Source organism: Scandinavium goeteborgense, from assembly GCF_003935895.2.
Classification (GTDB): Bacteria; Pseudomonadota; Gammaproteobacteria; order Enterobacterales; family Enterobacteriaceae; genus Scandinavium; species Scandinavium goeteborgense.
Window position 1 is genome coordinate 3826823 of the sequence record NZ_CP054058.1, and the last position, 13985, is coordinate 3840807.

General features: G+C 54.9%; 11 protein-coding genes. All 11 read right to left on the reverse strand.

The window, feature by feature from the left end; all coding sequences use genetic code 11:
- Window positions 1–47: 47 nt before the first annotated feature.
- The 11 genes from secA to murD all read right to left on the reverse strand — a co-directional run bounded on the left by secA (window position 48) and on the right by murD (window position 13984).
- The gene (secA, locus tag A8O29_RS19115; RefSeq protein ID WP_420853938.1) at window positions 48–2750 is read right to left on the reverse strand and encodes a preprotein translocase subunit SecA; all 2703 of its coding nucleotides are present in this window, start codon (window positions 2748–2750) and stop codon (window positions 48–50) included.
- Between the two features lie 62 nt (window positions 2751–2812).
- The gene (gene secM / locus A8O29_RS19120; RefSeq protein WP_133461004.1) at window positions 2813–3316 is read right to left on the reverse strand and encodes a secA translation cis-regulator SecM; all 504 of its coding nucleotides are present in this window, start codon (window positions 3314–3316) and stop codon (window positions 2813–2815) included.
- Between the two features lie 269 nt (window positions 3317–3585).
- Window positions 3586–4503, reverse strand: a complete 918-nt coding sequence (gene lpxC / locus A8O29_RS19125; protein ID WP_110510771.1) for a UDP-3-O-acyl-N-acetylglucosamine deacetylase — start codon at window positions 4501–4503, stop codon at window positions 3586–3588.
- Between the two features lie 100 nt (window positions 4504–4603).
- Window positions 4604–5758: a cell division protein FtsZ gene (gene ftsZ / locus A8O29_RS19130; protein ID WP_110510770.1), complete on the reverse strand. Its 1155-nt coding sequence runs from the start codon at window positions 5756–5758 to the stop codon at window positions 4604–4606.
- Window positions 5759–5820: 62 nt separating this feature from the next.
- On the reverse strand, window positions 5821–7077 hold the full coding sequence (gene ftsA, locus A8O29_RS19135; RefSeq protein WP_097162871.1) for a cell division protein FtsA: 1257 nt from the start codon (window positions 7075–7077) through the stop codon (window positions 5821–5823).
- On the reverse strand, window positions 7074–7913 hold the full coding sequence (gene ftsQ / locus A8O29_RS19140) for a cell division protein FtsQ (protein WP_110510769.1): 840 nt from the start codon (window positions 7911–7913) through the stop codon (window positions 7074–7076). The genes ftsA and ftsQ overlap by 4 nt, the downstream gene beginning before the upstream one ends.
- Window position 7914: 1 nt before the next feature.
- On the reverse strand, window positions 7915–8835 hold the full coding sequence (locus A8O29_RS19145) for a D-alanine--D-alanine ligase (protein WP_125354590.1): 921 nt from the start codon (window positions 8833–8835) through the stop codon (window positions 7915–7917).
- Entirely contained in the window at window positions 8828–10303 is a 1476-nt protein-coding gene (murC, locus tag A8O29_RS19150) for a UDP-N-acetylmuramate--L-alanine ligase (protein WP_125354591.1), read from the reverse strand. The genes A8O29_RS19145 and murC overlap by 8 nt, the downstream gene beginning before the upstream one ends.
- Before the next feature lie 56 nt (window positions 10304–10359).
- On the reverse strand, window positions 10360–11427 hold the full coding sequence (gene murG, locus A8O29_RS19155; protein ID WP_159465606.1) for an undecaprenyldiphospho-muramoylpentapeptide beta-N-acetylglucosaminyltransferase: 1068 nt from the start codon (window positions 11425–11427) through the stop codon (window positions 10360–10362).
- A complete protein-coding gene (ftsW, locus tag A8O29_RS19160; protein ID WP_110510765.1) occupies window positions 11424–12668 on the reverse strand; it encodes a cell division protein FtsW in 1245 nt (414 codons plus the stop codon). Before ftsW ends, murG begins: the two co-directional genes overlap by 4 nt.
- Entirely contained in the window at window positions 12668–13984 is a 1317-nt protein-coding gene (gene murD / locus A8O29_RS19165) for a UDP-N-acetylmuramoyl-L-alanine--D-glutamate ligase (RefSeq protein WP_125354636.1), read from the reverse strand. The genes ftsW and murD overlap by 1 nt, the downstream gene beginning before the upstream one ends.
- Window position 13985: the final 1 nt, after the last annotated feature.

The window sequence follows — 13985 nt, forward strand, 5'->3', positions numbered from 1 at the left end:
GCTGTCACCAGCGCCTTCGTTTCGCAGATCTGAGTGTTTAGCAGAGCTTAGTTGATACGACCATGGCACTGCTTATATTTTTTACCTGAACCACACGGACACGGATCGTTGCGACCGACTTTGCGCTCGCCGGTTTGGGCTGCCAGCTCTTCGGAAGCAGCGGTGTTGTCATCCGCATGGCTAAGCTGCTGCATCTGTGCCAGACGCTCAGCTTCTTCACGACGCTGTTCTTCCATCGCTTCAACTTCTTCCGGCATACGCACCTGCACTTTGCACAGGGTGCTGATCACTTCGTATTTCAGTGATTCAAGCATGGCCGCGAACATGGAGAACGATTCACGCTTGTACTCCTGCTTAGGATCTTTCTGCGCATAGCCGCGCAGATGGATGCCCTGACGCAGGTAATCCATCGCTGCCAGGTGCTCTTTCCACAGGGAGTCGAGCGTCTGCAGCATCACGCCTTTTTCGAAGTGGCGCATCATTTCGGTGCCAACCACTTCTTCTTTGCGCTGATAGACTTCGATGCCATTCTGCAGAATGCGCTCACGCAGTGTTTCTTCGTGCAGATCCGGCTCTTTATCCAGCCACTCTTTGATTGGCATGTCGAGGTCGAAATCGTTTTTCAGGCGTTCCTGCAGGCCTTCGACATCCCACATTTCTTCCAGAGACTGTGGCGGAATGTGCGCATCGATGGTGGTTTTGAACACGTCTTCACGGATGCTGGCGATGGTTTCGCTCACATCAGACACGTCCAGCAGTTCGTTACGCTGGGAGTAGATCGCGCGACGCTGATCGTTTGCCACATCATCATATTCCAGCAGCTGCTTACGAATATCGAAGTTACGGCTTTCTACCTTACGCTGTGCGTTGGCAATCGCTTTGGTCACCCACGGGTGCTCAATCGCTTCGCCAGGCTTCATACCCAGTTTACGCATCATGCCGGAAACGCGATCGGACGCGAAAATACGCATCAGGGCATCTTCCATCGACAGGTAGAAGCGGGAAGAACCGGCATCACCCTGACGACCTGCACGGCCACGCAGCTGGTTATCGATACGGCGAGATTCGTGACGCTCAGTACCAATGATATGCAGACCGCCGGAGGCCAGAACGGCATCATGACGCACCTGCCAGTCCGCTTTGATCTGGGCGATGGTCTCAGGCGTTGGCTCTTCAAGAGAGGCAACTTCTTCCTGCCAGCTACCACCCAATACGATATCCGTACCACGGCCCGCCATGTTGGTGGCGATGGTCACCGACGCCGGGTAACCCGCCTGAGCAACAATACCTGCTTCGTTGGCGTGGAATTTTGCGTTCAGAACGTTGTGCTTGATACCCGCTTTGGTCAGCTCGTTTGAAACCACTTCGGATTTCTCGATGGAGATGGTCCCCACCAGTACCGGCTGGCCGTTAGCGGTACGCTCTTTAATGTCTTCGATAATCGCGCCGATTTTGTCGAGCTCGGTCATGTAGACCAGGTCCGGCATATCTTTACGGATCATTGGACGGTTGGTTGGCACCACGATGGTGTCGAGTTTATAGATGGAGCTGAACTCGAACGCTTCGGTATCCGCAGTACCCGTCATACCCGCCAGTTTTTCATACAGACGGAAGTAGTTCTGGAAAGTGATGGAAGCCAGCGTCTGGTTTTCGTTCTGAATGTCCACGCCTTCTTTGGCTTCAACCGCCTGATGCAGACCGTCAGACCAGCGACGCCCCTGCATGGTACGTCCGGTGTGTTCATCGACGATGATCACTTCGCCATCTTTTACGATGTAGTCAACGTCACGGGTGAACAGCACGTGGGCACGCAGCGCAGCGGTCACGTGGTGCATCAGCATGATGTTGGTCGGCGAGTACAGGGACTCACCTTCTTCCATGATGCCTTCGCGAACCAGCAGCTCTTCGACCAGCACCAGACCACGTTCGGTGATGTTTACCTGACGCGATTTCTCATCCACAGAGAAGTGGCCTTCACCCTGGAAGGTATCGGAGTCTTCTTTTTCCTGACGAATCAGATACGGGATAATTTTGTTTACCTGCTTGTACATCTCGGAGCTGTCTTCAGCCGGACCGGAGATGATAAGCGGGGTACGCGCTTCATCGATGAGGATTGAATCCACTTCATCGACCAATGCGTAGTGCAGTTTACGCTGAACGCGTTCTTCAGGGCTGAACGCCATGTTATCGCGCAGGTAGTCGAATCCGTATTCGTTGTTGGTACCGTAGGTGATGTCGGCGGCGTATGCTTCACGCTTCGCCGGAGCTGGCATACCGGACATGTTTACCGCAACGCTCATCCCCAGGAACTCGAACAGCGGACGGTTGTTTTCGGCATCACGCTGTGCCAGATAGTCGTTGACGGTGACCACGTGAACGCCTTTACCTGACAGGGCGTTGACGTACGCTGGCAGCGTTGCGGTCAGGGTTTTACCTTCACCGGTACGCATTTCCGCGATGCAGCGGTCATTCAGAACCATACCGCCGAGCAGCTGTACGTCGAAGTGACGCATGCCGAAGACACGTTTACTGGCTTCACGGACGACCGCGAAAGCTTCCGGGATCAGGCTCTCTACGGTTGCGCCTTTTTCCAGGCGCTCACGGAATTCGTTGGTTTTCGCTTTGAGCTCGTCATCAGAGAGCTTTTCCAGCGCATGTTCCATGGCATTGATTTGTACTACAGTTTTGCGCATACGACGCAGTGTACGATCGTTACGGCTACCGAAAACTTTGGTCAATAAATTAAGCATAATTAAAATCTCAATCGCCCCGCCATGCGGAGTTTTAGTCATTAGATGAAGTTTATTTTTTTTCAGCTAAGGCGTTGAGGTCCGGCGCGGATGCCGTGTACCTGGCTTACCCAGGCGCTGACAGAAAAGGCGTGATGTGAAATGGAGTCACGGCTGTATGCCACCGAACGTACGATAACCGGCTGCTGGCTTTCGCGCATCAGCAGTGCGCTGAGCGTATCCAGCAGGGCCAGGTGATGTACTTCAAGGGGAGCAGAAGCTTCTGCGACCGGCAGCGCCTGTGGCGCCATCGCGAAGGAAAGATGACGAATGACCGTGCGGATGGCGTGCTGATGCCAGTAATCGACGGTAAACGTTGGTCGACGGTTGCCTTCCAGTAAAGCCAGATGAGTGAAACTGACTTTTGTGGTCGCCGTGTGGCTACTGGCGGTTTTGGTCGGTGGCGTGGATTCTGCGGCGTTGGCAATCGCAGGCAAGCCGAAACCTGCCGCGACCATCCCCAACAGGAGATGCGGCCAGAAGTATCGTCTGCCAAACTGTCGCCAGCGCGTCAGTATTCCGTTCACTTACCTTTTCACCTTGATTGCCAGGCAACCCTTCAAAATTTTTAAGCGTTCAGATAGTACCATTAATGGCTCACGCCAGCAGCACGAATGACGGCAATCCGCGCGAAAATGTGCTCAGGAAAGCAGCGATCGCACACGTCAGGCAAGTGAGAAACAGGAAGAATTGAAGAATGAAGGATTTTAGGAGGGGGCTAAAAAGAAAAAACGACTGGCTCCCTGGACGGAGAGAGTACCAGGTTACCAGTCGAATTTACAGTTTGGTGTCAGGCTTACGCCAGAACCAATGACGGTGCTTTGAATGCCAGTGGCAGTTCAGCGTCGTCTTCGAAGGTCACAAACTCCCAGGCTTCCTGTTTGGCCAGGACTGCCTGCAGCAGTTTATTATTCAGTGCGTGACCTGATTTGTACGCGGTGAATGCACCGATGATATTGTGACCACACATAAAGAGGTCACCGATAGCATCCAGCATTTTGTGGCGTACAAATTCATCTTCAAAGCGCAAACCGTCTTCGTTCAGTACGCGATAATCGTCAACAACGATGGCACAATCGAAGCTGCCGCCCAGGCACAAACCACGGGACTGCAGATATTCGATATCACGCATGAAACCAAAAGTACGTGCTCGGCTAATCTGACGCATGAACGCATCCGCAGAGAAGTTCATAGCATAACGCTGGTTGCTGCCGTCAATCGCCGGATGGTTAAAGTCGATGGTGAAATCCAACGAGAAACCATTAAACGGTTTGAATTCAGCCCATTTGTCGCCGTCTTCTACGCGAACCGTGTCTTTAATGCGCACAAATTTCTTCGCACAGTTCAGTTCATCAATGCCTGCGTCGAGCAGCAGATAAACGAACGGGGCAGCGCTGCCATCCATAATCGGGATTTCAGGCGCATCGACTTCAATCATGATGTTGTCGATACCCAGACCCGCCAGGGCGGCATTTAAGTGCTCAACCGTTGAAATCCGCACGTCATGCTCGTTGACAAGGCAAGTACAGAGCATGGTATCACGCACAGATTTGGCATCTGCCGGAAAATCAACCGGTGGATTCAAGTCGGTGCGACGATAGATGACCCCGGTATTTGCCGGCGCAGGGCGCAGCGTCAGTGTGACCTTCTTGCCAGTATGTAAACCGACACCAGTCGCCTGAACGATACGTTTAAGAGTCCTTTGTTTGATCATCGTATAATCTCGCCAAATTACTTATCCAACCGAAGTGTACTATACATTCGGCAGGCCAGTTTAGCACAAAGAGCGCAGATGCCCAAATTCCAGCTAATTCTTAATCAGCTTGCTTGCGCAGGAATGCTGGGATATCCAAATAATCCGGTTCTTTGGTGGTCTGCGGCGTATTGTCGTTAACCACTTTAGCTGCCGGTTTCTGCTCCTGCGTCAGCGGCGACATGCCGTGCTGCTGGTAGCGATCCATTACTGGCTGTTGCTGCTGCTGTTTGTTGGTTACCAGGGTAATTTCAGGACGCTTGTCCATACCGATACCGGTAGCAACTACGGTCACACGCAGTTCGTCGTTCATATCCGGGTCCAGAGAAGTACCGATAACCACGGTCGCGTTATCCGATGCAAACGCACGGATGGTGTTACCCACGGTTTCGAACTCATCCAGACGCAGGTCGAAGCCAGCGGTGATGTTAACCAGCACGCCACGCGCACCAGACAGGTCGATATCTTCCAGCAGTGGAGAAGAGATAGCCATTTCAGCCGCTTCTTCCGCACGGTCTTCACCGCTTGCCAGGCCAGAGCCCATCATTGCGTAGCCCATTTCGGACATGACAGTGCGCACGTCGGCAAAGTCGACGTTCATCAGACCCGGACGGGTAATCAGCTCGGCGATACCCTGAACAGCGCCTTTCAGCACGTCGTTCGCTGCACCAAATGCGTCCAGCAGGGAAATGCCACGACCCAGCACTTTCAGCAGTTTGTCGTTAGGAATGGTAATCAGAGAGTCCACATGCTTGGACAACTCGGCGATACCCTGCTCCGCAAACGCCATACGTTTTTTGCCTTCAAAATTGAATGGCTTAGTCACGACAGCAACGGTCAGAATACCTAAATCTTTGGCAACTTCAGCAACAACAGGTGCAGCACCCGTACCGGTACCGCCGCCCATGCCAGCCGCGATAAACACCATGTCAGCGCCATCAAGGGCTGCACGCAGTGCTTCACGGTCTTCGTCTGCCGCATTGCGACCGACTTCCGGGTTTGCGCCAGCACCCAGACCTTTGGTAATCCCATTACCAATCTGAATCGTCTGGCCGACAGCCGTTTTACGTAACGCCTGAGCGTCAGTGTTCACTGCGAAGAATTCAACACCCTCAATGCGCTCGCGCACCATGTGTTCGACGGCGTTGCCACCGCCACCACCGACGCCGATGACTTTAATCACCGCGTCGTTGGTCAGTTCCATAGGTTCAAACATAGTTTCTCTCCGTTTTGTGCCTGTCGCCTGAGAGCGCTAATTTTCGACGCTCTCTTAAAAAATTAAAACTCTTTTCGCAGCCAGGTATTGATTCGTTTGATCCACGAACTCACTGCGACACGTTTTTCCACTTCCGCTTCACCACTCAGATGTGACTCTTTTCCGTAGTGCAGCAGGCCCACAGCCGTTGAATAGTACGGCTCCTGAGCATAATCCGTCAGTCCGGTGATGTTCAGCGGCGCGCCAATGCGCACCTGCGTATGGAACACGCGCTGAGCGCAGGCCGCCAGGCCTTCAATTTGCGCCGCGCCACCGGTAAGAACAATCCCTGCGGCCAAGTGGTGTTTGACACCTTGTTGGCGCAGCTGTTCCTGCAATTGCAAAATCTCTTCGTTCACCAGGTTGAGCAGCTCGGTATAACGAGGCTCAATAACCTCTGCCAGCGTCTGACGCTGCAGGCTACGCGGTGGACGACCGCCGACGCTTGGGACTTCAACGCTTTCATCTTTACCAACGATGGAACCCAGCGCACAGCCATGACGAACTTTAATCGCTTCGGCATCGCTTGGTGGCGTACCGAACGCGTAAGCGATGTCGCTGGTCACTACATTCCCGGCATACGGGATAACTTTAGTGTGACGCAGCGCACCGCCGGTATACACGGCGATATCCATTGTACCACCGCCAACGTCTACTACGCAGACACCCAGCTCACGTTCATCTTCCGTCAATACGGAATAGCTTGATGCCAGCCCGGCGAAAATCAGTTGATCCACTTTCAGACCACAACGTTCCACGGCTTTGACAATGTTCTTCGCCATATCGTTGTGACAGGTGATCAAGTGCACTTTTGCCTGCATACGCACGCCGGACAAACCTACCGGGTTTTTGATCCCTTCCTGGTAGTCGATGGCGTACTCTTGCGGAATCACATGCAGAACACGGTGTTCATCGCGTACGCGTACAGACTTCGCCGTATGCACCACGTTCTCAACGTCTTCTTGGGTTACTTCTTCTTCAGAAATCGGCACCATCCCGATTTCATTTTGACAGCTAATATGTTTGCCTGAAAGCGCCAGATACACTGAAGAAATCTGGCAATCAGCCATCAATTCGGCCTGGTCAATGGCGCGCTGTACGCATTTCACCACGGATTCCAGGTCGTTCACACCGCCTTTGTCCATACCACGGGATGGGCAGCTGCCCACACCAATGATATTCACCATTCCGTCGGGCAGAACTTCCCCTACCAAAGCGGCTACCTTCGCGGTACCAATTTCCAGTCCTACTACCAGTTTTCTGTCCGTCGCTTTGATCATTGTTGCTCTGCCTGTGCCTGATTTTGTTGTTGATGTGTATCCTCTACGGGAGCGGGCTGCCACCCTACTGCCGCGCCTGAGTCATAACGCAAATCAACGTAGCTAATCCGTTTGCCATCGGTTTGCGCCTGCTGCTGAAGAACAGGATAGAGTTCTATAAAGCGCTCAAGCCGTTTCATCGTATCGCCGCGCCCCAGGTCCAGTTTGATGTCGTTATTCAACGTCAGCTGCCAGGAGCGGCGTGCGGTCATCGCCGCCACTTTCAACGTAAACTTATCTCTCGCCAGCATCTGTCCCATATCGCGATAGCCTTGCAGCACTTCGTTCTCGCTACCTTCCGGGCCATACAACATAGGCAGATTCTGCTTACTGGTGCGCTCGGCCGGCACGCTAAATGCGTTACCGTCGGTGTCCACCATATGCTGATCATTCCAGCGCGCAATCGGCACATATTCAACCAGATGAATCTTCAATTCGTCCGGCCACTGCTTACGAACGCTTGCCTGCTTAATCCAGGGCAGGCGTTCGATCTGACTCTGAATGATATTCACGTCCTGAGTCATAAACGTGCCCGGCGAGCCGAGCGCCAGAATTGCCTGGCGAATATCATCGTTACGCGTGTAGTGACGTTCCCCGGTCACTACCAGCTTGGATAACGGCAGACGCTGCGCATCTTCCATCCAGTTCAGTACCATCCAGCCGCTCATCAACACGGTGAATAATACCGCGAGCAGGAACATCATCCCTGCAAGACGCGTTCCATTATTTCTGCGTGAAGAAGCGATATCGTCCTCTTCTTCTTCACGGTTCCGTGTGTTCAGTGCTGCCTGCGACATATCAACCCGCCAGGTCCAAAATACGTACCACCAACTGCGAGAAGCTCATGCCGGCCTGACGTGCCGACATCGGCACCAGACTGTGGCTGGTCATGCCTGGGGAGGTGTTAGCCTCCAACAGATAAAGCTGACCATCGCTGTCCTGCATTACATCAATGCGTCCCCAACCTGAACACCCGAGAATGTTCCAGGCTTTGAGTACCAGGGCCTGCATTTCTTGCTCACGCGCCGAATCTTCACGACCAGGGCAGAAATACTGCGTCTCGTCAGAGAGATACTTCGCCTCATAATCATAGAAGACTCCGGCCGGTTGGATGCGAACCGAAGGTAAAATTTCTTCGCCGAGTACCGCGACGGTAAATTCCGGCCCGCTTAACCATTTTTCGATGAGAACTTCTTCATCATGCTGAAAAGCCAACGTTAAGGCATCGTGAAGTGCACCACTTTCGTCCACTTTCGACATTCCGACGCTGGAACCTTCCCGGCTTGGCTTCACAATCAGCGGTAAACCGAGTGCAGCAATACGCTGTTCTTCGTCCTGAGACAGGCCCTGCGCGAACTGAGTACGTGTCAACGCGACCCATGGCGCAACCGGAAGTCCTGCGCCCTGCCAGAGCAATTTACTGCGCAGTTTGTCCATCGAAAGTGCAGAAGCCATCACGCCACTGCCGGTGTAAGGCAGGCCCGTCAGTTCCAGTAAGCCCTGCAACGTGCCATCTTCCCCACCGCGACCGTGAAGTGCAATAAACGCTTTCTTAAAACCCAGGTTTTTCAGCTGAGTGATATCTGCGTCACGCGGATCGACCGCATGTGCGTCAATACCCGCCTCGCGCAAACCTGCCAGCACAGCCGCGCCGGAGTTCAGTGAAACCTCCCGCTCCGCGGAGGTCCCCCCGAGGAGGACAGCGATTCTATCAGCCATGGCGCTCTTCCTCCTGTGTTTGCGGCTTGAGTTTGATTTCAGCTAAGTTACGCGCAATTTTGCCGATATTTCCCGCGCCCTGAATCAAAATCAAATCGTTACCGGTCAGGACCGGCGCCAGAATTTCAGCGACTTTCGCCGGGTCCGACACCAGAATCGGGTCGACTTTACCGCGACTGCGAATGGTACGGCACAGGGAACGGCTGTCCGCTCCCGGAATCGGCGCTTCACCCGCGGCATAGACTTCCAGCATCAGCAACGCATCAACTTCGGTCAGCACGTTGGCAAAATCATCATACAGGTCACGCGTACGCGTGTAGCGGTGCGGCTGGAACACCATAACCAGATTTTTGTCCGGCCAGCCCGCGCGAGCCGCTTTAATGGTCGCATCCACTTCCGTTGGGTGGTGACCGTAGTCGTCCACCAGCATAGCGGTACCGCTTTTACCGTTAACGCCTGCCAGCGGATACTCACCCAGGAAGTCGAAACGACGGCCTGTACCCTGGAAGCTTTCCAGTGCGCGCAGAATAGCGTCGTCTTCGATGCCTTCTTCTGTGGCAACCGCCACCGCTGCCGCCGCGTTCAGGGCGTTGTGACGGCCCGGTGCGTTCAGCGTCACGCGCAGTGGCGCGTTATCATGACGAATCAGCGTAAAGTGCCCCTGCGCGCCAATCTGTTTGTAATCTTCAACGCGCACGTCGGCGTCGTCGCTAAAGCCATACGTTGTAATCTGACGACCGACGCGGGGCAGAAGCTCGCGGATAACCGGGTCATCAACGCACATCACCGCACGACCATAAAACGGCAGGTTGTGCAGAAAATTAATAAACGTCTGCTTTAAATTTTCGAAATCGCCCTGGTACGTGTCCATATGGTCGGCTTCGATATTGGTGACAATCGACACCATTGGCTGCAAATGCAGGAACGATGCATCGCTTTCATCCGCTTCTGCAATCAGGTAACGGCTATGACCCAGGCGCGCATGCACGCCCGCGGCTTTAACCAGACCGCCGTTGACGAAGGTTGGATCCAGACCGGCTTCGGCGTAGATGCTCGACACCATCGCGGTCGTCGTGGTTTTACCGTGCGTCCCGGCGACGGCAATGCCGTGGCGAAAACGCATCAGCTCGGCCAGCATTTCTGCGCGGCGGATGACGGGAATACGCGCTTCATGCGCCGCAACGATCTCCGGGTTATCCGCAGAAATCGCCGTAGAAACCACCACCACGCTCGCATCGCGCACGTTTTCAGGGCGGTGATTAAAATAAATCGTGGCACCCAGCGCCGTCAGCTGCTGAGTCACCGGGTTCGGCGCGAGGTCCGAACCACTGATCTGATACCCTTCGTTAGCCAACACTTCGGCAATACCGCCCATGCCAGCACCACCGATGCCAACAAAGTGAATGTGCCGGACGCGACGCATCTCGGGCACAATGGAACGCAGTTTCGCCAGTTGTTGTGTATTCATTCTCTAAACGCCATCGACTACTTAAAATTCGTGCAGCGCAAAAGGCGCTGCGATGATTAAGCCTGAGCTGCCAGGCTTACTGCTTGCGCTACCCGCTCGGTAGCATCCGGGATGGCGGCGGCACGTGCGCGCTCGGCCATCTCCAGCAATGTCTTTCTGTCCCAGCCCGCAAGGGTGCTGGCCACGGCATCCGCGGTAAACTGCGGCTGCTCAAAAATTTTCGCGGCGCCTGCTTTTTCCAGCGGCAGCGCATTCCAGTACTGTTGTCTGTCTTTGTGCTGGAACGGCACAAAAATCGCGGGCAGCCCGGCGGCGGCAATTTCGCTCACCGTCAATGCGCCGGAGCGGCAAACCACGACATCGGCCCAGGCGTAAGCTTCGGCCATATCGTCAATAAACTCGGTGACTTTGTGCTGGGGCTGACCGGCATCGGCATACGCCTGCTCCACAGTCTGCTGCCCACCTTTGCCACTCTGATGCCAGATAGTTACGCTATCGCCCAGCTTTTCGGCGACCTGCGGCATCGTCAGGTTCAATACACGGGCGCCCTGAGAGCCCCCGACCACCAGTACGCGAATCTCACCTTCACGCCCGGTCAGACGCTGTTCAGGCAGCGGAAGCGCCAGCACGTCAGTGCGTACCGGGTTGCCCACCACTTCGGCATTCGGGAATGCACCCGGAAAAGCCTGCATCACGGTTTTGGCAATTTTCGACAACCCTTTGTTGGTCAGTCCGGCAATACCGTTTTGCTCATGCAGTACCACCGGAATACCCAGCGACCACGCCGCCAGTCCACCCGGACCAGAGACATATCCGCCCATTCCCAGCACTACATCTGGCTGAAAACGCTGCATAATTGCTCGGGCCTGGCGCCAGGCGTTGAAGATACGTATCGGCGCAAAAAGCATTGCCTTGAGACCTTTTCCACGCAAACCGGAAATCTCAATGAAATCAATCTCGATCCCGTGCTTCGGCACTAAGTCCGCTTCCATACGATCAGCGGTACCGAGCCAGCGAATCTGCCAGCCCTGATCCATCAGATGGTGCGCAACGGCCAGCCCAGGGAACACGTGTCCGCCAGTACCACCCGCCATCACCATCAACCGCTTAGCCTGACCACTCATCGAACACCCCGTGTAAACGCCTGCGCTTTTTCCAGACGCGTTTCATAATCAATGCGTAACAAGAACATGATGGCCGTCGACATAATGATCAGACTGGAACCACCGTAACTGATGAGTGGCAGCGTCAGACCTTTGGTTGGCAGCATACCCGCTGCCGCACCGACGTTAACTAACGCCTGGAAGCTGAACCACACACCAATCGAACATGCGAGGAAACCTGAGAAACGCTGGTCCATCTCCAGCGCCTTGCGGCCAATGGACATGGCGCGGAAAGCGACGAAGAATACCATTAAAAGCGCAAGGACCACACCGATATAGCCCAGTTCTTCGCCGATGATGGCGAAGATGAAGTCGGTATGTGCTTCCGGTAAATACTCGAGTTTCTGTACCGAGTTGCCGAGGCCCTGCCCCCACATCTCACCGCGGCCGAAGGCCATCAGGGATTGCGTCAGCTGGTAACCGCTGCCGAACGGGTCTTCCCACGGGTTCCAGAAGGAGGTGACACGGCGAATACGGTATGGCTCGGCGAGGATCAGCAGGACAACCGCTGACATCCCCATGCCGATAATCGCGATGAACTGCCAGAGCTTAGCCCCGGCGAGGAACAGCATCGCCAGCGTGGTCACGAACAGCACGACCACGGTACCGAGGTCCGGCTGCGCCAGCAGTAAGATCGCCAGCACGAATATCACGCCCATCGGTTTTAAGAAGCCGCGCAGGTTGTTACGCACCTCATCGCCTTTACGCACCAGGTAGTTCGCGATGTAGCAGAACAGCGACAGCTTGGTAAATTCCGCAGGCTGAATACGCAGCGGGCCAAAGGCAATCCAGCGGGATGCACCGTTAACCGAACTACCGACGACCAGTACAATCAACAGCATCGCGATGGCCGTAATCAGCATCGCGGTGCTGTGACGCTGCCAGAATGCCATCGGCAAACGCAGCGTGACCAGGCCTAAACAGAACGCCAGCACGATGTACAAACCATCACGCTTAGCAAACAGGAACGGATCGTTCGCCAGACGCTGACCCACCGGCATTGACGCCGAGGTCACCATAATAAAACCGATCGCCGCCAGGCCCAGAGTCAGCCACAGCAGCATGCGATCGTACATGACCAGGCTGTCGGTATCCTGCTGCCGGGAGCCCATCACCCAACCTTTTAATGCCGCAAACAGCCACACCAGGATTCCGGATCCCGGCATATGGGGCATTCTCAGGCGTGGGAAAGATAAACGCATTAACCAAGCTCCTTCGCCAGGCGGGTAAACACATCCCCGCGCTGTTCAAAATTTTTAAACTGATCCAGGCTGGCACAGGCCGGAGAGAGCAGAACCATGTCGCCGTGTTTCAGTTGCGGAGCAATCAGACGTATTGCTTCTTCCATTGTTTCAGTACGAACGGCCACGTCAGGACGCAGTTGCGCCAGCGCATCACCATCACGACCAAAGCACCACAGACGCACGTTGTCGCCTTTCAGCCAGGTCTTCAGCGAAGAGAAATCAGCTGATTTACCGTCGCCGCCCAGCAGCAGATGCAGCGTGCCGTCAACATGTAGCCCGTTCAGCGCGGCTTCGGTACTGCCGACGTTGGTCGCTTTGGAATCGTTAATCCAACGCACACCGTTATGCTCCAGTGCGACCTGGAAACGGTGCGCCAGACCGGTAAACGTGGTCAGCGCTTTCAGACTGCTGGCACGCGGCAGGCCAGCGGCATCTGCCAGAGCCAGCGCCGCCAGCGCGTTGCTGTAGTTGTGCTGACCTGTCAGTTTCATCTCACGAACGTTCAGGACTTTCTCGCCTTTCACGCGCAGCCAGGTTTCGCCTTGCTGACGATTGAGGTGATAGTCACCCATGTTGACGCCGAAACTGACGCAGCGCGCATCGGCACCGCGAACCGGCATGGTCAGCGCATCATCAGCGTTCACCACACAGGTTTTTGCATTTTCATAGACCCGCAGTTTGGCGGCACGATACTGCTGCAGGCCAAACGGATAGCGATCCATATGATCTTCGGTCACGTTGAGGATCGTCGCGGCCACCGCTTCCAGGCTGGAGGTTGTTTCCAGTTGGAAGCTGGAAAGCTCAAGCACGTACAGTTCCCGCGAGACGTCCAGCAGCATTAACGCAGGCAGGCCGATGTTGCCGCCCACGCCGACGTTCACACCCGCGGCTTTCGCCATTTCACCCACCAGCGTGGTGACGGTGCTTTTACCGTTCGAACCGGTAATGGCAATAATCGGCGCCTGCGCTTCACGACAGAACAGTTCAATGTCACCCACGATTTCAACGCCCGCATCCGCAGCGGCGCTCAGCGAAGGGTGAGCCAGAGCCATACCAGGACTGGCGACAATCAAGTCCGCCGCCAGCAGCCAATCATCATTCAGGCCACCGACAAAACACTCAACGTCTTCTGGCAGCTTATCCAGTCCAGGAGGCGATACACGCGTATCCATCACGCGCGGGGTCACACCCTGCGCGAGGAAGAAATCGACACAGGAAAGCCCGGTCATTCCCAGACCAATGATGACGACGTTTTTATCCTGGTAATCAGTCATC

Excerpts from the sequence above, each read along its gene's own strand:
- secA (WP_420853938.1), bottom strand. The coding sequence starts at position 2,750 with ATGCTTAATTTATTGACCAAAGTTTTCGGTAGCCGTAACGATCGTACA.
- lpxC (WP_110510771.1), bottom strand. The coding sequence starts at position 4,503 with ATGATCAAACAAAGGACTCTTAAACGTATCGTTCAGGCGACTGGTGTC.
- ftsZ (WP_110510770.1), bottom strand. The coding sequence starts at position 5,758 with ATGTTTGAACCTATGGAACTGACCAACGACGCGGTGATTAAAGTCATC.
- ftsA (WP_097162871.1), bottom strand. The coding sequence starts at position 7,077 with ATGATCAAAGCGACGGACAGAAAACTGGTAGTAGGACTGGAAATTGGT.
- ftsQ (WP_110510769.1), bottom strand. The coding sequence starts at position 7,913 with ATGTCGCAGGCAGCACTGAACACACGGAACCGTGAAGAAGAAGAGGAC.
- A8O29_RS19145 (WP_125354590.1), bottom strand. The coding sequence starts at position 8,835 with ATGGCTGATAGAATCGCTGTCCTCCTCGGGGGGACCTCCGCGGAGCGG.
- murC (WP_125354591.1), bottom strand. The coding sequence starts at position 10,303 with ATGAATACACAACAACTGGCGAAACTGCGTTCCATTGTGCCCGAGATG.
- murG (WP_159465606.1), bottom strand. The coding sequence starts at position 11,427 with ATGAGTGGTCAGGCTAAGCGGTTGATGGTGATGGCGGGTGGTACTGGC.
- ftsW (WP_110510765.1), bottom strand. The coding sequence starts at position 12,668 with ATGCGTTTATCTTTCCCACGCCTGAGAATGCCCCATATGCCGGGATCC.
- murD (WP_125354636.1), bottom strand. The coding sequence starts at position 13,984 with ATGACTGATTACCAGGATAAAAACGTCGTCATCATTGGTCTGGGAATG.